The sequence below is a fragment of the Oceanobacillus sp. FSL W7-1309 genome, assembly GCF_038002145.1.
In the GTDB taxonomy this organism is placed as follows: domain Bacteria; phylum Bacillota; class Bacilli; order Bacillales; family Amphibacillaceae; genus Oceanobacillus; species Oceanobacillus profundus.
The window spans coordinates 875538-894096 of record NZ_JBBOBX010000001.1 but is presented as its reverse complement, the minus strand read 5'-3'; the positions used below and the strand labels follow the sequence as shown (position 1 = coordinate 894096).

At 38.8% G+C, this 18559-nt stretch carries 19 protein-coding genes; 11 read left to right on the top strand and 8 right to left on the bottom strand.

The window, feature by feature from the left end:
* Positions 1-303: 303 nt before the first annotated feature.
* Positions 304-1287: a DUF4003 family protein gene (locus NST46_RS04030; RefSeq protein ID WP_095307746.1), complete on the bottom strand. Its 984-nt coding sequence runs from the start codon at positions 1285-1287 to the stop codon at positions 304-306.
* Positions 1288-1477: 190 nt separating this feature from the next.
* On the opposite strand from NST46_RS04030, the gene NST46_RS04025 reads away from it, so the two are divergent.
* Positions 1478-1918, top strand: coding sequence for an OsmC family protein (locus NST46_RS04025; protein WP_095307747.1), 441 nt, complete (start codon positions 1478-1480; stop codon positions 1916-1918).
* 362 nt (positions 1919-2280) lie between these two features.
* Complete coding sequence (locus tag NST46_RS04020) at positions 2281-3303, top strand: acyltransferase family protein (protein ID WP_095307837.1); 1023 nt, start codon at positions 2281-2283, stop codon at positions 3301-3303.
* A 122-nt stretch (positions 3304-3425) separates the two neighbouring features.
* Here NST46_RS04020 and NST46_RS04015 read toward each other — a convergent pair whose 3' ends face one another.
* On the bottom strand, positions 3426-4769 hold the full coding sequence (locus tag NST46_RS04015) for a YjiH family protein (protein WP_341136806.1): 1344 nt from the start codon (positions 4767-4769) through the stop codon (positions 3426-3428).
* Positions 4770-5221: 452 nt separating this feature from the next.
* Between NST46_RS04015 and NST46_RS04010 the strand changes: the two genes are divergently transcribed.
* The 5 genes from NST46_RS04010 to NST46_RS03990 all read left to right on the top strand — a co-directional run bounded on the left by NST46_RS04010 (position 5222) and on the right by NST46_RS03990 (position 9138).
* Positions 5222-6883 (top strand): ABC1 kinase family protein, encoded by a 1662-nt coding sequence (locus NST46_RS04010; protein ID WP_341136805.1) that lies wholly within the window; start codon positions 5222-5224, stop codon positions 6881-6883.
* Positions 6884-6995: 112 nt separating this feature from the next.
* Positions 6996-7298 (top strand): phasin family protein, encoded by a 303-nt coding sequence (locus NST46_RS04005; protein ID WP_095307751.1) that lies wholly within the window; start codon positions 6996-6998, stop codon positions 7296-7298.
* 466 nt (positions 7299-7764) lie between these two features.
* Positions 7765-7935, top strand: a complete 171-nt coding sequence (locus NST46_RS04000) for a hypothetical protein (protein ID WP_168927270.1) — start codon at positions 7765-7767, stop codon at positions 7933-7935.
* A gap of 506 nt (positions 7936-8441) precedes the next feature.
* Positions 8442-8744 (top strand): YwdI family protein, encoded by a 303-nt coding sequence (locus NST46_RS03995; RefSeq protein ID WP_095307753.1) that lies wholly within the window; start codon positions 8442-8444, stop codon positions 8742-8744.
* Positions 8745-8766: 22 nt separating this feature from the next.
* Positions 8767-9138, top strand: coding sequence for a DUF423 domain-containing protein (locus tag NST46_RS03990; RefSeq protein WP_095307755.1), 372 nt, complete (start codon positions 8767-8769; stop codon positions 9136-9138).
* Here the strand turns inward: NST46_RS03990 and NST46_RS03985 are convergent.
* The 4 genes from NST46_RS03985 to hemQ all read right to left on the bottom strand — a co-directional run bounded on the left by NST46_RS03985 (position 9133) and on the right by hemQ (position 11642).
* Positions 9133-9354, bottom strand: a complete 222-nt coding sequence (locus NST46_RS03985; RefSeq protein WP_339316034.1) for a hypothetical protein — start codon at positions 9352-9354, stop codon at positions 9133-9135. The genes NST46_RS03990 and NST46_RS03985 overlap by 6 nt on opposite strands.
* A gap of 232 nt (positions 9355-9586) precedes the next feature.
* Entirely contained in the window at positions 9587-10057 is a 471-nt protein-coding gene (gerQ, locus tag NST46_RS03980; RefSeq protein WP_095307759.1) for a spore coat protein GerQ, read from the bottom strand.
* Between the two features lie 156 nt (positions 10058-10213).
* Positions 10214-10639 (bottom strand): cell wall hydrolase, encoded by a 426-nt coding sequence (locus NST46_RS03975; RefSeq protein WP_095307761.1) that lies wholly within the window; start codon positions 10637-10639, stop codon positions 10214-10216.
* Positions 10640-10892: 253 nt separating this feature from the next.
* The gene (gene hemQ / locus NST46_RS03970; protein WP_095307763.1) at positions 10893-11642 is read right to left on the bottom strand and encodes a hydrogen peroxide-dependent heme synthase; all 750 of its coding nucleotides are present in this window, start codon (positions 11640-11642) and stop codon (positions 10893-10895) included.
* Positions 11643-11864: 222 nt separating this feature from the next.
* On the opposite strand from hemQ, the gene pta reads away from it, so the two are divergent.
* Positions 11865-12839, top strand: a complete 975-nt coding sequence (gene pta / locus NST46_RS03965; protein ID WP_340002419.1) for a phosphate acetyltransferase — start codon at positions 11865-11867, stop codon at positions 12837-12839.
* 32 nt (positions 12840-12871) lie between these two features.
* Here pta and NST46_RS03960 read toward each other — a convergent pair whose 3' ends face one another.
* On the bottom strand, positions 12872-13753 hold the full coding sequence (locus NST46_RS03960; RefSeq protein WP_095307767.1) for a lipoate--protein ligase family protein: 882 nt from the start codon (positions 13751-13753) through the stop codon (positions 12872-12874).
* A 96-nt stretch (positions 13754-13849) separates the two neighbouring features.
* On the opposite strand from NST46_RS03960, the gene NST46_RS03955 reads away from it, so the two are divergent.
* From NST46_RS03955 to NST46_RS03945, 3 genes are all read left to right on the top strand, one after another.
* On the top strand, positions 13850-15169 hold the full coding sequence (locus NST46_RS03955) for an HD domain-containing protein (RefSeq protein ID WP_095307769.1): 1320 nt from the start codon (positions 13850-13852) through the stop codon (positions 15167-15169).
* Positions 15159-15662, top strand: coding sequence for a YwgA family protein (locus NST46_RS03950; protein ID WP_095307771.1), 504 nt, complete (start codon positions 15159-15161; stop codon positions 15660-15662). The genes NST46_RS03955 and NST46_RS03950 overlap by 11 nt, the downstream gene beginning before the upstream one ends.
* 62 nt (positions 15663-15724) lie before the next feature.
* Complete coding sequence (locus NST46_RS03945; protein WP_095307773.1) at positions 15725-16246, top strand: YwhD family protein; 522 nt, start codon at positions 15725-15727, stop codon at positions 16244-16246.
* Positions 16247-16535: 289 nt separating this feature from the next.
* Here the strand turns inward: NST46_RS03945 and NST46_RS03940 are convergent, their stop codons facing one another.
* A complete protein-coding gene (locus NST46_RS03940; protein WP_340002418.1) occupies positions 16536-18548 on the bottom strand; it encodes a transglycosylase domain-containing protein in 2013 nt (670 codons plus the stop codon).
* Between the last annotated feature and the right edge of the window lie 11 nt (positions 18549-18559).

Sequence of the window (18559 nt, the reverse complement as noted above, 5' to 3'; positions counted from 1 at the left end):
CCCTTTAGGGGTATGCCGATGTTAGGTGTAGCCTGGTTTTAGTCGGCCATCCTTTTACCTAGAGTCAATGTTGATTTCACCACAAGGGTATAAGTGCGACTAGGCCTCATGTCTTAGCCAGTCGGCAAGTCTTCTTTATCGTACGGAGGCGAGGGGAGTCTCGCTAGTCACTGGGAGCCGGAGCTGGATGTGGCTGTTTCGGTAACTAATTTATCCACAACATTCAAATTTTGTAATTTCCTAGATAATGAATAAACACTCCACTTCTTTTTTGGGAAGTGGAGTGTTTTTCTCTCGAATTAATTAATTCGTGCTATTATTCGCTGCATTGGTGGATGCAGTAGTTGAAGCGATTGTAGCGATCATAACTGCCTGTTGTGCCTGCAGGATGGATTCTAATGTCGTTTGAAGAGTTGTTGCTGCTAGGCTCTTATTGTCAATTTTTTCATTTACGTAGAAGGAAACCGCTGTAATCAGATTCATATCCTTTTGCCATCGAAAGCTTTTTTCATTATTTAATTGATCAAACATCTGTGAAATCCCATGCATCTGAAATTGTTCTTCTGGCAGTAGACTTAACATGCCAATAATAGGATAATACATTGGTTTTGGTCTGATACCAGCATCTCTAAAGCTATCCATTATTGTCGTAGTCCGGCTAACTAAACGATCAGCAGACGTGTTTGTATCCAATGAAAGAATATGACTTAGAAACTGCAGGTCATTCCCTTTTCGAAAACCGTTTTTACTTAATGATTCATAGTATCTTTCCATTTGTTCAATAATGTCATTGTGGTTTTCATATGCGAGCAATACAGCAAGTGGGTAATCACTTGCACTTGTGAGGAAAGGATGCTCTTGTTTCATGCCATCATAGATTTCCTTTGCTCGGGCAATCATTTGCTCCTCGTTATTTCTGTAATCGATATGAGTCAGCAATGTGGATGCAGCCAAATACGTGTAGACACCACTACTGAATTTAGCTTTTCTTAATTTATCATATAAAATGAAAAGGTTATTAATTTGATTTTCAGGACGGTCAAATTTTATATCGAGTGTTGCTGCAGTAGTAAATCGTGAAGTAGACTTCATTGGTGAGAAAAAGCCAGCTCTCGCTTTTATACGATCAGCAAGCTGCAGAAATGCATCAAAGTGGAATTCTTTCTTGCTCATCACATAGATAGAAGCAATCGCCATTAAAGTCCGGCTATCGGATACCTTCCATTTCATTGCAGCGTATAGTTCGTTATAAACTGTTTTGTATTGGTTAATTTTTTCTGAATCCATCGATCATCCCGCCTTTCTTTTAAGGGGTATAGTAGTAATACGATTTACAACTGTAAAAGTTTCAGTAAATTTATGTGAATCCTGGCCCTAGTAAGTAAGGTTCTTGATGAGGGGTTGACGAAGCGAAAGTTGCATTTGTTTTTGTTTCACTAAGAGCTTAGGTTAAAATGGAAAAAAAGAGGTGATTGGAATGGCGGAGCATCATTTTCATTTAAACGCAAGCTGGCCTGGTGGACGAAATAGCCACGGATATATCGAAGCAGGAAATTTACAAACGAAGATTTCGATTCCGAAAGAGATGGATGGACCTGATATTGGGACCAATCCAGATGAAATGCTGCTAGGTGCTGCAGCAACATGCTATATCATTACATTAGCAGCAATGATAGAGCGTGCAGACTTACCACTTGACCATATGTCGCTGGAATCAGAAGGGGTTGTTGATGTAACGAAGGGTGTATTCACCTATAAAAAAATAATCCATCGACCAACCGTTTCTTTACAAGCTAGCGCTACTGATGAACAACGTAGAAAACTAAGTAAGCTTGTGGAGAAAGCAGAAAAAAGCTGTATGATTTCTCGGGCAATAAAAGGTAATGTTGAGATTGAATTAGAGGAAAACTTAATGTGATTTCTGAATGAAACAATCGCACCAATCTAAGATGGTGCGTTCTTTTATGTTTAAATGCCAAGTTGAGATCATAATAGGAATACTGTTGCTTGCTAGATGAAAGACTGATATAAATAGTGATCTTCACAAATAGAAAACTGATATATAAGTTAAAATGGCTGCTGTTTGTCATAGGCAAATTTTTCATTGGTATTCTTTCCATCATTCGCCAAGCTGATTACAAAGCTGCATCAATTTTTCACGATGCTTACAAACTATTAACAAATTGATGAAATCACTTCATTTTTTATGATTTTTTCATAAAAAAAGGGTAAAGTGTTTACTACAATGTAAACCGACATAATTAAGAGGGATGAGAAATGATGAAACGAAATTCGTTTTTTGACAATGCAAAGGTATTATTGATTTTTCTAGTTGTTTTTGGACATATTATACAGCCATTTATTAGTGATTCAAAAGGAATGAACACACTGTATATGTGGATTTACACGTTTCATATGCCGGCATTTATTTTATTGTCTGGATTCTTTGCGAAGGGTTCTGGAAACAAAGATTATATTTTAAAACTAGCAAAACGGTTATTAGTTCCATACTTAATCTTTCAAATCCTATACACCATTTATTACTTCTTTATTGGAAAAGAAGGCTGGCAAGCAGGGATTTTCTATCCGCATTGGTCACTGTGGTTCTTGTTTAGTTTGTTCTGTTGGCATATTCTGCTCTCCTGGTATAAAAAATTACCGGCTCTACTAAGTATTTCTCTAGCAGTGCTTGTTGGAATTATTGTGGGATATTTTGGTGAAATTGGGCATACCTTTAGTCTTTCTCGTACATTTGCTTTCTTTCCTTTCTTCCTCATCGGTTTCTGGCTAACGGAAAAGCAAGTAATGTGGGTGAAACATAGGCTGGTGAAAATTTCATCGGTTATCGTTATGACATTATTAGCGGTAGCAATTTACTACTTGCCTGACATTAATACAGGATGGTTGCTCGCGTCCAGTTCTTATGGAGATTTAGGAATGGAACAGTATGGAGGAATTGCAAGGTTCCTATTTTATATTGTTGCTGCAGTGATGACAATTAGTATACTTGCTTGGATACCGCATATAAATCTAGGATGGGTTACGAAGCTTGGAACACGTACATTATATGTATATCTCCTTCATGGGTTTATTGTTCAATTTTTCCGCCAAAATAATTACTTTGAGGTAAATGGGGTTATTGATGTTCTCGGGCTTGCAGCTATTTCAGCCTTAATTGTCATTGTGCTCTCCAGTAAGCCGGTTCTGCGCTTGTGGCAGCCGTTCATTGAAGGGAAAGTTACTTTATTGAAACAGACAATAAAAGGTGAAAGAAATAGAAGCACGACACAAACAGAAAGTTAAATGAAAATAATTGAAACTAAAACGACCATGGATCGTATGAGTAACTACCCCCTTTTTAATAACATAAAAAGAAGCAGGCAATCGAGAATGATTGTCTGCTTCTTTTGTTTGTATCTTGTTTTCTAAAAGATAAAATGTGCAATCAGCGTTATAACTGGGAGTGTAATAATCGTACGCAGTAAGAAAATAATAACAAGGTCTATAAAGGTTACAGGAATCTTTGTTCCAAGTATTAATCCACCGACCTCAGACATGTAAATCAATTGCGTTACTGATAATGCAGCAATGATGAAGCGAGTAATTTCGGCTTCAATTGACGAACCAATAATTGCTGGCAGGAACATGTCGGCAAACCCAATCAGGATGGTTTGTGATGCTTCCTGTGCATGTGGAATTTGCATGAGTTCTAGCAATGGAATAAATGGTGCACCAATCCATTGGAAGAATGGTGTATATTCAGCGATTATAAGAGCAACCAGGCCAAATGCCATTACAACTGGGGCAACACCCATCCACATATCAAAAATGTTCTGTACGCCTTCTTTAATAAAGTTTGTGAAGCTCGTTTCTTTTTTCGCGCGATTTAATGCATTTTTATAGCTATATGTCAAAATGCTTTCGCCGGCAGGGATTGCTTCTTCTATTGGCTCAGCTGATTCATTCATATACGTATCCGGCTTTCTTGATAACGGAGGGATTCGCGGCATAATTAAAGCGGCTACTCCACCAGCTATAACAATTGTAATATAAAATGGAATAAACATATGTTCAAGGTTTACTTCTGTTAAAACGACTAAGGAAAACGTGATGGATACGATGGAGAATGTTGTACCAACTACTGCTGCCTCGCGTTTTGTATAAAGTCCAGCTTCATATTGTTTACTAGTAAGCAAAACACCGATTGTCCCATCGCCAACCCAGGAAGCAAGTGCATCCACAGAAGAACGGCCAGGAAGCTTAAACAACGGGCGCATTATTTTGGTCATTAACGTTCCAAAAAGTTCCAATAAACCGAAGTTCGTTAATAAAGGCAGGAACAACCCAGCAAATAGAAAAACTGCAAATAATACATGGAGTAAGCTGTCTAATAGAGTTTGCCCCGTAGCTTCCCCGTGAATTGCTTCAGGACCGAGCTGAAAAAAGACCATAATCGCAAAAACTGCTGCAAGTACTCTTGTTATTGTCCAAAAGATACTTGTATAAAATAATTGCTGAAAAAAAGGTGTTTTTTCAAATGCTTCTTTCCCAGCTATTTTCGCGATCAACGTCATCACAGCTGTTATGACAATAATAACCATCATGATGGCAGAAAGCTGATTTTCAAGCAATGTTTGTACCCAATTTGCTAAAATTGCTATTGGTATTGTAACTCCATCCGCTGTTTTAATTGGAATGATAAAGATAAATACTCCAATCAGCGAAGGGATAATAAATTTAAAATGATCGATCAATCGATAATTTCTCATAATAACCTCCAAAAAACTCATACCCTAATTTAATATGGCTAAATCCAACTGTATGATTATACAACTTAACGGAAAAATATTCAATCCCAGTTTTAAGGTGATCGAAAGATGCGCTTTATTCCCCCATTATACCTTCATTGTAACAATCTGCGCACAATCATACCATTATGGATTATAAACCATTTAAATGGGCTCATCGCTCAGTTTCTCAGCCTTTGACCTCAACGGCAGTCCTCACCCAAAGAACTCAATTTCGCACGATTCACTAACTAATATATCTAATCACCCCCTTCAAAATGGATTGCCTATCAACAATGTCTGTTCCTAATATTCCCACATATAACAAAAATCTTAACCTACCTGCTCATTCTGTACAAACGAATCATAATTCGATATCGTTAAAAGTAATAAGATGATGTTGTTCGGGGTAAAAGAATGATGAGGTGTTATATGTGGCTAAGACATTCAAATACAATTCGATTTATCGGTGTACTGTAATCGTATGGATGGCAGTAAAATTTATAATTAAGATATATTTCTTTTATTTTCGAAATAAAATATGGGATAAGAAGACTGTAGCACGATGGGATATAATGCTATCCGATATGGCAAGGGAGTACCGTGTCAAGGCTGAAAAGCTAGGTGGTATTCTGATCAAGCTCGGTCAATTTCTTAGTACGAGAACCGACTTTATGCCAGATATCTTTATCAAAGAATTGGATGATTTAGTGGATCGTGTACCACCAATGCCATATGAAGATGCAATAGCTACCATAGAGGAGGAATGGGGAACAGAAATGGCAACGCATCTGATGGCGTTTGAAAAAAAAGCAGTTGCATCTGCATCGATTGGTGACGTGTATCGTGCCATGCTAAAAGACGGATCAGCGGTGGCAATTAAGATACGGCGTAAACGCATTGAGGAAATTTTCCACAAGGATTTTGTAGCCCTGCGAATGGTCTTTTGGATCTTAAAGGTGTTTACGACATTTGGTAAAAAGGCAGATTTAAATGCATTATACAAAGAACTTGTACTTGTTATGAATCGTGAGCTTGATTATGAGCAAGAACTGGAATTTGGGGAATACTTTTATAAACGGTATAAAGATGATGGCAGCATACGAATCCCCAGATACGAAAATGAGCTGTGTACTGAAAAAGTACTCGTAATGGAATGGATAGAGGGGGCAAAAATAACAGATGTCGAATTTATGAGAAGACATCGCATTGATCGAGAGAGAACAACGAAAACGTTATTCGATCATTATATTGACCAGTTTCTTAATCCTGGGAAATTTCATGCTGACCCACATGCGGGAAACATCCGCATTCAGAAGGACGGTACAATCGCGATTCTTGACTTTGGGATGGTTGGTGAAATCAAAGTAGAGGATACGAAGCAATTTAAGCTGCTTGTACAAGGATTTATCATCGATAATTATGACATCGTTCTTTCATCTTTAGACAAAATGAACTTTATTTTGCCTAATGCGGACAAAAGAAAGCTGAAACGGGTCATTAAAGAAACTGTTGACATGTACTCAGACGGATCGATGAAAAATATTGATTCAAAGGTAATGAGCCAGCTGAGCGAAGACATTAGTGTCATCATGCAAGACCAACCAATCCAATTGCCGGCAAATTATGCTTATTTGTTAAGAGCTGTTTCGATTGTCATTGGAATATTATTTGCTATCTATCCTGAAATGGATATAAAAAAATGGGCTGTGCCTAAGATTAAAACATGGTTCGGTAGAAAAAGTTTATTAGAATCTGTTTCCAAGCAATATGCAAAAAATCTGACCGAACCAATTTTATCGTATCCTCGTGCATTGCTTAGTTTTTTAGAAAGTGGGGAAAAGGATAGGAAATGGGATAAAGTAAAACATCATGTTCAATTAAAGCATCAATTTTATTTACTATTAGAGGTTCTTTCCTTTATGATGGTAGTAATAGCGATTGGCATATCCATTTGGGGATTTGTTGGAAGCATGAAACCGATGGCTGTCATTGGTCTTATCGTGTTAGGTATCTTTATCATTTTCTTGAACATAATTTTCGTAAGCCATTTGAGGATGATTAGAAGGGCAAAGGCTCAAGTAATTGATTCGTAAAGGATTGGCTTAAAACGCAAGATAAATCAGTATATAATATCTTGCTAGACTGGGCTAGCCCCCGGATTAATTTATCCACACAAAAAGCTAAAAAGTAAGGGAGTTGTTGAAAATGAGTGATTACTTAAAAAAAGGGTTTTTATTAGGTCTTGGTGCTGCTATTAGCGGTAAAGAGAAATTAGATCAAAAATTAAAAGAGCTTGTAGACAAAAATGAGCTAACTCAGGAACAAGCCAAAACTGTGATGAAAAATTTCATCGAAAAAGGTGAAATGAAAAAAGATGAATGGAATACTAAACAGTTTGAGAAAACGAAAAACATGGCTGACGAATATGGGATTGCAACAAAAGAAGATATTAACGAATTGAGAGCACGCATCACGGAGTTAGAAGATAAATTGGATCAATTGAATTAATGCATACGGTGAACCGGCTATTAGCCGGTTCACTTTCAATTTAACGGCGAGAACGCTTGAGTTTAGCTAAAACCTACAAAGTATCTACGGATTGCCTAATGGCAAGAAGTAGTAGATGGTCAGTTCCGACCCAGCTTATCCTGGGATAAGCTGTTGCCTGCTGTAGTTGATGAAAATGACTCCTACGATGTGTCGTAAAAAGAGAGTGTCACCCATTTTCTTTGCGTTTCCATTTATTTAGTAGGAAACCCTCACTTCAAAAACGGACGTTTTAAGTGGCGGGAGGTTCATCTTAGCGAAAGATAGACAGATTATTCCTATATACGATTAATCGACACAATGGATAGTCCATTAATCAGTAAATTCTGTCTAATCTTAAATTTTTGTATTGATTCCTGTAATCAAATCCGTTATAATGAACGTGTAAACTTCAGTAGTACAGTATGTATAAAAGGAGTGTTGCGGTATGGAAAGCTTTTTTACGATAAGTAATGTTATGACTAAGAAGCTTGGCAGGAAGTTGCAGGACGAAGAATTGAAATTTTTGCAATGGATGTATGAACGCTATACCGAGGAACAACTGGAAACTGAAATAGAACATACAACAGAAGAAGCTCTGATTACATTAAATTCATAGCTAACAAAAGGTCTTGGGATTACCGAGGCTTTTTTTGTTGTTTGCATGCTGTAGATAACTTAGCCATCGAAACAGCACGTCCACGAAGCGCTAAAGCTGTAGCGTGACTTCCCTCACCTCATGACACAAAAAAAGCAGACTTGCCGGCTGCCAAGACAGGAGGCTTAGTCGCACTTATTCCTTGTGGTGAAATCGGGAATGGCCTCCAAGTAAGGATGGCTGATTAAAACCAGGCTACGCTCAACATCGGCAGGGCTATGTTTCCTTTTAGATGAACTTTTGCCCGTAGGAGCAAAAGTCATAGATCATCTTATAATTTGGAGTGAATCTCCTGCGTCGGAATGTTCGACAGGTCGAGCCACCCTAAAGTTCGGAGCGCAGTCCGTACGTCGCTATCCGAGTGCTTAGGCTGTTGCTCTTGTCATCGTGGATTTCTATTATCATATAAATAATCATGCTATAATGAGAACATCTGAGTAGGACAACGGTAATAAGGAGTGATAGCAATGGCAGTAGCGAACAATACCATTATAAAAAAGATGTTAAATGAATTATACCTTGCTAAAGAGAACCAGCATGAACAGGATCAGATGGTGGCGCATATCGCAAATGTGCGTTTATTATGTGACCTCTTTTTAGAGGGGGAACAGCCTGTTGTGAAACAGGAGAAGACTGGTTTTACCGATGCAGAAATTAAGGTCATGCTTGGTGAACAAAAGGTGGGCAATGACTCCTTACAGGTAAATAACCCCAAAAGTACAAAATTAGATGACGAGGGTGCGAATGGCAACTCGATTTTTGATTTTTAATGATTGAAGGAGGAACTTGAAAATGAAATTATTTTTACTGCTAGGCGCAATTAATGGATTTTTAGCAGTTGCGTTAGGTGCCTTTGGTGCCCATGGATTAGAAGGGAAGTTGTCGGAAAAGGCGATTGCGACATGGGAGAAAGCAGTTGATTATCAGATGTTCCATACGATGGCATTGTTTGTTACTGGTCTGCTTTTAGCAAAATTCCCAAATGTTAGCTCCCTTGCCGCAGCGGGATGGCTATTTTTAATTGGGATTATTTTATTTTCTGGAAGCTTGTACATTTATTCCTTAACATCGGTTAAGACATTCGCAATGATAACACCGATTGGTGGGGTTGCATTTTTAATTGGGTGGGTATTAATAGGAATTGCAGTGATGCGAAATTTATAAATGGAATAGTAGATAGGTAGTAAAAAGAAATAGTATGATTCCGCGAAGTACCTGTTTTCCTGCTTCAGCTGTGTGCCTTGTTTGTAGTAGAATCATCGCATCACAGATAATACTCAGTACGATAAAGTAGAATGCTAGAAACAAGATAATAAGATAACCGAGAACAAGTGCTGCAAGTCCAAATATTAAAGCAAGAAACAATGTAATTAATTCCATCTGAATGAATTTTCGATATGGATGTCTCATTAGAATCATCGCCTCACTTCATTAAAATGCGAGTGAACAATCTCGTTAAGCAAATGGAATAAAGGATGACCCGATGGAGGTGGAGTCATCCTTTTTCTGCTTGCTATGGTTAATCCTCACCCAATCCTGAAAACGTTCAAACTGTCTTTTTATTTCAGTAAGTGATTTTTCAGTTTCTGTCCCAACGATTTATAACAAAAGATTAGCGTGGCGGATAGTTGGCAAACTGCTGCCCTCCACCATATGGATAATTATAATTAATTTCCTCTTCAAAGGTTACATAATCTAAATAAATCATAAGTAAAAGGTACCGTTCTCCTGTATTAGGATCACTTATAATAATATGGTCTCTTCCTGCGGCTTCGATAATGCCAGTAAATATTTTTGCATTCCATTCTGAATTATTTTCAAATGTCATGTAGAAGTTTGCTAGCTTTCCTCTGTTCAAACGCAAAATATTTTCGATATAAGATTGTTGTAAAGGTAGCATGCCGGGTATATCGGTTCCAGTTTGCTGTGTTTGTTGGGTTTGCTGTGGGCTTGGCTGCTGTGTTTGCTGGAATTGCCTCGTGTTGTAAACTGGATAATATGCTGGGGAAGTAGGTGGGTAATAATAGTATGGATAGCCCTGCACCTGGTATTGTGGTTGGCCGCTGTTCTCCTTTTCGCTCATAAAAAAACCTCCTGTTAATGAAATACTTTTCTGTTTCTTTTGGCCTTCTCGTATTACAGGAAAAGAGATGGATGCAATTGATCTCAGATTTTGTTTTACTAAACCAATCACAATTTTAACAAATGATCGATGTGCTTGATTTAGTTCCAGCCACTATTATCTGTAGACCCGTGGACAATCTTCCTGTGTTGGAGCATAAAAACAATGTGATTTGAATCTGCCGACGTTCCATTGATCGTACCATTGTGCTGGACAATCTCCTGCCGGCATAAAAAACCATAAAGAATTCGTTGCAGGATGCTGCCGTTCACCTTGGATAATGCGGCGTGCTAGTCGCTTATCGGATTCTCTCGCTCGTTGGTAGAAATATCCTTTCTGTGTTGCTTCAAAGCCACCTGGGCTTTGATATACCATGTCATTAATATTTCGTAACTGGGTAAAATCAAGACAATTGGAAATGACTCGATTAATTCCGGTATTTCCAACCATTAGCATTCCCAGTTCGCCATCCCCCTCAGCTTCTGCACGCATTAATCTGGCAAGCAGTGCTATATCATTTTCTGTATGTGCAACAAGAGCCATTGGTTTATACCTCACTTTTGTCTAATCTTGATGCTGAACTCACTACATATATCTATGCAAAACGATATAGGAACATGACAATAAAAATAGGCACTCGCTTTAAACACGTCACGAGAGGGTTTCCCTTCGTGACGTGTTTCTGAAACGAATGCCAGGTTGTAGTATGGTTGTTATCCATGATGATGAAATAAAAAAGCTAAAGCACGCAATGTACATTTGCATGCTTTAGCTTTAAAATTTAATTTCGTTTTAATTACAATGCAAAATAGGCGTCCACATCTTCTGCTGGTAAATAATTACCGACAATGAAATCGCCAAACTCAGCGTATTTTGTCGTCACTTCATCAAAGCGCATTTCATAAACAATTTTTTTGAATTCTAGGGCATCATGCGCGAATAATGTAACTCCCCATTCCCAGTTATCCAAACCAATGGAACCAGTAATGATTTCTTTTACTTTACCTGCATATTTACGCCCAGTCATGCCATGTTCATAAAGCAATCTTGTACGCTCTTCCTTTTCAATGGCAAACCAGTTCGCCTCTTCCCAGCGACGACGTGCCATTGGATAGAAGCATGCATGCTCCCATTTTGGAAGAATTGGGTATAAGCGAGCTTCAACCTGTGGAGATAATTTACGATCTTTTCCTTCATTCATTGGATTATGCATCGTCATCTCAACAATAGAAACATAAGAATAATCTGGAATGAGATAATCTCCAAGCTTCGACTTGTTGATTTCACGTTTAATTTCTTCTAATTCATCCATTGTAGGACGAAGGAAGATAAACATGAAGTCGGCTTTGTTTCCGACAACTTTATAAAGAGATTGGCTGCCTAGCTTTTCTTCTTCAACAGCTTCCCACTTTTTCATTAATTCTTTAAACTCCTTGATTGCTGTGTTTCTTACTTCTTCTGATGTCAGTTTCCATGAAGCCCAGTCAAATGTGCGGGTATCATGAACAACGGACCATCCATCCATGGTTACTACTGCTTCTGCCATGCTCATTCACTCCTTAAAAAGAAAAAATGTTCTCCTATGTTTTTACTATAGCACATTAAGGGTATTCTAATCATATGAAAGGGTAATGAAGTCGATTGTTTTTCCATATTGTCATTTCTTTGTCATAGATTGTTGAAAAAATAGGTTATTTCCTTTAAAAATACAGGAAAATTAGCTATCATTGTTAAAAGACACACATATTATTGTGATGGAGGTTTTTTTATGGGATCATTATTTGATCAGCTCACAGCAAAAGTATCGAACTCAAACAAAAAGATTGTTTTTCCAGAAGGTCTTGATGAACGAATTCTGACTGCTGCAAGCCAATTAAGTGCTGCAGGGGTTGTAACGCCAATTTTGATTGGCAATCAGGAAAGCATCGAAAAAAAGGCGGCAGCAAACAACATTGACATTGCTTCTTGTACGATCATCGATCCGCAGGAATATGCGGAATTCGATGGAATGGTCGAAGCTTTCGTAGAGCGTCGTAAAGGAAAGGCAACAGAGGAGGATGCGCGTAAAATTCTTCTTGATGAAAACTATTTCGGCACGATGCTCGTTTATATGAATAATGCAGATGGGCTTGTAAGTGGAGCGGCACATTCAACTGCTGATACGGTACGCCCAGCATTGCAGATTATTAAAACAAAAGAAGGCATTAAAAAAACATCGGGCGTATTTATTATGGTACGTGATGATGAAAAGTATGTTTTTGCAGATTGCGCCATCAATATTACTCCGGACAGCCAGGATTTAGCAGAAATTGCAGTGGAAAGTGCACAGACGGCTCGACTATTTGATGTCGACCCGCGTGTAGCAATGCTTAGCTTCTCAACAAAAGGTTCTGCCAAGTCACCGGAAACAGAAAGAGTTGTCGAAGCGCTCGAAATTGCAAAAGAAAAAGATTCATCACTCGTTATTGATGGAGAATTTCAATTTGATGCAGCCTTTGTACCGAGTGTTGCCGCGAAAAAAGCTCCAGATTCTGTTCTAAAAGGGGATGCAAATGTATTTGTTTTCCCAAGCTTGGAAGCAGGAAACATTGGATATAAAATTGCACAGCGACTTGGTGGATTTGAAGCAGTTGGTCCAGTGCTTCAAGGATTAAATCGACCTGTAAATGATCTTTCTCGCGGCTGCAGTGCTGATGATGTTTATAAGCTAGCGATTATTACAGCAGCACAAGCAACGGAATAAGTAGTATACAGAAAAAAACAACGACCGCGGATTCATTTCTCCGCGGCGTTATTTTTTTCTAATCGCTGCACGTTAGCAACAGTCTCATTACGTTTGATCATTTGGATATACCTTTTTTCAAATGTATTGAGTTCTGTATTTGAAAAAGGCGTCGTCACAATTTCTTCGCATATATCCTGTAACGCAATGTAGAGTCTTTTTTTCATATCCTCGACGGTTAAAGGCACTCCAAGCAAATCAGATAGTGACCCCATTACATCTGGTTCTACACTCGGGTAAATAAATTTTGTTTCCGTTTCCTTTTTTGCAATCGCATAGAAATCTCGAATAAGAGAAGCTCTTTCCTTACTGTTTCCTTCTACATCAAGATAAATTTGCACTGCAGCACCGTCCTTTACTCGCCGCTGTGAAATGCCTGCAAATTTTTTCCCGTTAATGCTTAAATCAAAGTCACCAGGACAATAGGACCCGACAATTTCATATGCTTTAATAGCGGTTGTTAAATCGCGCAGCATATATTCGACCAAACGAACCATTGCTTCATAGCAGTCATGAATCGAAAGCTCTGCGACACCTGGTATGACAAGGGATATATTTAATACACCACTATCGAGTGCAACTGCAAGCCCGCCAGAATTTCGAACGACAACATGGTAGCCTTGCTCGGCTAAGAACTGAACGCCTTCATCTAGAAAGGGAAGCCTCGCGTCTGGAATGCCGAGCACAATGGTTTTGTCGTGTACCCAAAGTCGTATAGCAGATGGTGACGTTCGATTGCTTACAGATACAGCTAGTGCATCATCAACAGCAAAAGATGTAAGTGCTGTGTATTTTTTTTGTTGAAAAATTGTTTCATGGGAATGATCAAAATATCGTAATGTCGATTGACCGACAATTTCTTTCCAGTTTTTCATTTTTATCTCCTTACCCTTTTAAGCTTTCCATACTTATTATATAATAAACTAAATAAGGAAGTATTAAAATTGCAGAAAAGAACGGATGGGGAATAAATGGCGTATAAAGACGAACAATTGTCGGAGGAAAAAGTATTTAAAGATCCTGTTCACCGGTACGTCCATGTGCGGGATCGTGTTATCTGGGATCTGATTGCTGCTCCGGAATTCCAACGGTTGCGTCGAATAAAACAACTCGGGACAACAAATTTGACATTCCATGGGGCGGAACATAGTCGATTTAACCATTCACTTGGCGTGTACGAAATTGTCCGTCGAATCATTAATAACTTTCAGGACAGACCTCATTGGAATAAAGACGAGCGACTCTTATGCCTTTGTGCAGCTCTATTGCATGATCTTGGTCATGGGCCTTTTTCACATTCCTTTGAAAAAGTGTTTAAATTGGATCATGAGTATTTTACCCAGCAAATCATTTTGGGTGATACAAAAGTAAATGAAATTCTAGAGCGTGTTAGTGTAGGCTTTGCGCAGAAGGTTGCCGATGTTATTGCAAAAACCTATGAGGATAAATTGGTGGTCAGCTTAATTTCCAGTCAAATTGATGCTGATCGCATGGATTATTTGCAACGTGATGCTTACTTTACGGGAGTAAGTTATGGTCATTTTGATATGGAGCGTATTTTACGAGTAATGCGCCCGATTGAAGATCAAGTAGTCATTAAATCAACTGGGATGCATGCGGTCGAGGATTATATTATGAGTCGTTACCAAATGTATTGGCAAGTATATTTTCACCCAGTTACAAGAAGTGCAGAAGTAATCTTGACAAAAATCCTTCATAGAGCGAAATATTTATATGAAACAAAGGACTTTACCTTTAAATTACAACCGACCCATTTTGTTTCCTTTTTTAAAGGTAAAGTGGATCTAGCAGATTATTTAAAGCTGGATGAGATGGTTGTCCATTATTATTTTCAGCTTTGGCAGGAAGAGGATGACGAAATCTTAAGAGATTTATGTGAGCGATTTATGAATCGACGCTTATTTAAATATGTTGAATTTAATCCCAATCTTCAAATGAATGAGTGGATGGAGCTGTATAAGCTGTTTCAAGAAGCGGAAATTGATCCAGAATATTACCTTGTTGTTGATTCTTCTTCAGATTTACCATACGATTTTTATCGACCTGGTGAAGAGGAAGAGCGGCTGCCAATCCATTTATTAATGCCTGATGGAAGCTTGAAGGAGCTTTCCAGGCATTCGGATATCGTTGAATCCATTTCAGGTAAAAAACGGACAGACCATAAATTATATTTTCCAAAAGATCGGTTGAATGAATTGAAGGATCAGAGGTTAAGAACGCGCATTATGGAAATTCTTTACGGGCAAGGAGCGAAAGTTGATGTTGAATAATCATGCCAAATTAATCCGTTTCTTTTCAGAAGCAAATGGCATAACAGGGCGGAAAAAATTGCAAAAAATGATCTATATTTTACAGAAATGCGATATCCCTTTTGAAGAGAAATATCAATTCCATTTTTATGGACCGTACTCAGAGGAGTTAACATTACGTGTAGAAGAGCTTTGTAATCTTGGATTTTTACAGGAAGAAAAAGAGGATAAAAGCAACTATTATCAATACAATTATAATATAACACCTGCTGGAACAGAGTTTCTGAATCAATTTTCAATGGAAATGCCGGACATGACAACAAAGGTGGCGATGCTGAAGGAAAAGAGCTCGCGTTTTCTGGAGCTTGTCTCCACCATGTTTTATTTTGATGATTTACCGCTTCAGGAGAATATTGAAAAAATCCACATGGTCAAACCAAAGCAAAAGTATAGCGATGAAGAAATTGAGGATGCAATTCGTTTTATGGAAGAATTGAAACAAGAAGGCAAATAACGTCTCATGCAGGATAGCCTTGTGCTACAATAGCAACTAGTAACAATGGAGGAGGGGCATTTATGAGCTCAGATCAATCTTCAAATAAAAAGAAGAATTCCTTTACGATCATTAAGGATGATTCAACAGATGGCCATGGAGGCTATGGTGTTGGAGCAATCAGTTTAGAAAACATGTCATCCGTAATTGTCGATCCGAATGAAAATAAAGCATACGTAGATATGGGAGCGATGCATGCACGAAGTGAAGTCGAACGTCGCGTGAAATGGTTACCGGATCGAAATGAAGTACCAAACGGCAAGCTATATTGGATCGTTTGGGTGAATGTGGAACGCGGAGACAATGGTCCTTACTATTCCGGTGTCACAGGCTGTGAAATCCGAGTGGATCGTGAAATAAGGCGTGCCTATAAATCAATGGGCCAGCATGTGACGCATATGGAAAAATCGCTCAAAGGGAAAATTATCGTTGACCACATGGATGAGCAATCGAAAAATCTGTTAAGAGATTTCCTGATAGATTTTAACAAAGATATGTGGGATAACAGTACGGACGAATTAAAAGAGGCGCTTCCACTGCAATAGAGAATATGACAATTTTGTGTCCGAATCGTGAATCATTTGTTAAATCGTTGTACTTTGTACCAATAATTTGTAAACTATTGGTACATGGACTAACTCATGTTTACTAGGACAATAAAACAGCCAGCCTTCAGGACTCAACCTGAAAAGCTGGCTGTTTTATTGCCTTCTGTTAGCGCACCATCCCACGCCACTAAGACACCATATCCAAAAATAGCGCACCATCCCACGCCACTAAGACACCATATCCAAAATTAGCGCACCGTTCCCAGCTCCTAACACTTATAAAACATTAATTAAACAAATCAAACCAACGTTCGAAGATACCTTTTTCTTCCTCTACCACATCTTCTTCTTCAACTGGATGTTCGGAGCAATAGTTTCTCGGCTCCGTTCCTTTTTCAAAGTACATAATTCTGCTTGCACCACAGCTAGGTGTTGCACGTGCGCCGGTCTCGGGATCTATCGGGATGCCAATTACTCCAGATGGCATAGCAAAAACATCCTGCGCCATCCCTTTGTGAGCCCCTTCCATAAAGCCAGCCCACATCTCTTTTGCGTAGGCTGATTCAGCAACAAGTTCCATGTTCCGGTTATCATCGTAACCGACCCAAATGCCTGTAACAAGGGAAGGGCTATAACCAATCATCCAGCTGTCCGAATCAGTTGTTCCAGACTTCCCGGCATATAGGCGACTAAGCTCCTTCGAAATTGTTGCACCAGTTACAGAGGTATAGCCATTCATCTCGACATCAAACATCCCAGTCATCAGGTGTGTTAAAATAAATGCTTTTTTCGGATCAAGCAATTGTTCTGATGTATCCTCATGCTCGTAAACTACTTTGCCATTCCGATCCGTAATTTTTTCTACCGTATATCCGGAAATTGACCTCCCCCCATTAGCCAGTATTCCGTAGGCACTCGTCATGTCGTTTACAGAGACAGAGGCAGTACCTAAAGCCAATGCTGGTACAGCTTGAAAATCCCCTCTCAGTCCGAAGGTTTCAGCGGTTTCTATCAGTTTTTCAGGTCCTAGGTACATATTTGTTTTGACAGCATACACGTTATCGGACATGGCAAGTGCTTGGGCCAGTGTTATCGGCTTATTTGCATAATACCCGTTAAAATTACTCGGTTGATAGCTATTGCCATCACCTAACGCAAAAGTAGTTGGTTTGCTCATTAATTTCGTGCTTGGTGTATAGCCATATTGCAGTGCAGCGTAATATAAAAAAGGTTTAAAAGTTGACCCTGACATTCGCTTGGAATTCATTGCTCGATTATAAGTGCTTTCTGCATAATCCTTTCCGCCAATCATGGAGAGAATTGCACCGTCATCAGGATCCATTGCAATAGCAGCAGTTTCTACTCCACTGGAAGAATCAATTGTTGCACGTACTTGTTCTTCCAGTTTTTGCTGGTATGCACGATTTAATGTTGTATAAATATGAAACCCGCCAGCACGAATTTCATCCGGACTTAAATCTAAGAATTTAGCAGCCTCTTGTAAAACAACATCCTGAAAATAGGGGGCAGTATCCGCAGGCTCAGGTGTAATCGAATAATCCAGCTGCTCTTCGATAGCCCCAACATACGCTGCTTCAGAAATATACTTGTCATCCAATAGATGCTTTAAAATTTGCTGTTGGCGCCGATTTGCATTCTCTTCATTGTTTAATGGGGAGTAATAGGTTGGCCCCTTTGGTATTCCGACGAGCATCGTAGCCTCGGCTAAGGATAACCCACTTGCTTGTTTATCGAAGAAATAATGGCTTGCCGCCTCAATTCCATATGCTCCATGCCCATAATAAATTGTATTTAAATAGCCTTCTAGAATCTCCTCCTTGGAATAAAACATTTCCAGTCGTATAGTATAGAATGCTTCTGTTAGCTTTCGTGTCCATGTTTTTTTAGGGGATAAATAAAGGTTGCGCGCATATTGCTGGGAAATGGTGCTCGCACCTTCTTTTAACGAACTATTACGTAAATTTTTAATAACTGCACCAGCAATTCGCTTCAAATCAAACCCTTGATGTTCATAAAAATGCTGATCCTCCGTTTGTAATGTAGCTTCAATAACCGCAGGAGATATGTCATCTAAGCTAACCCAGTGCTTTGTAAGGCTACCACGCTGCTCGCTTATTATTTCTTCTTCACGATCATAAATGATAGTTACTTGGTCATTTGCCAATTTAGGAGGACCTAAAACGAAGGCCACTAAATAAATTGCAGCTATTGTAAACACACCTATAGCAATAAGTGTAAGTATAATCTTTTTGAAAAACTTCTTCGGGAAAAGTTGCATGCTCGTAATCT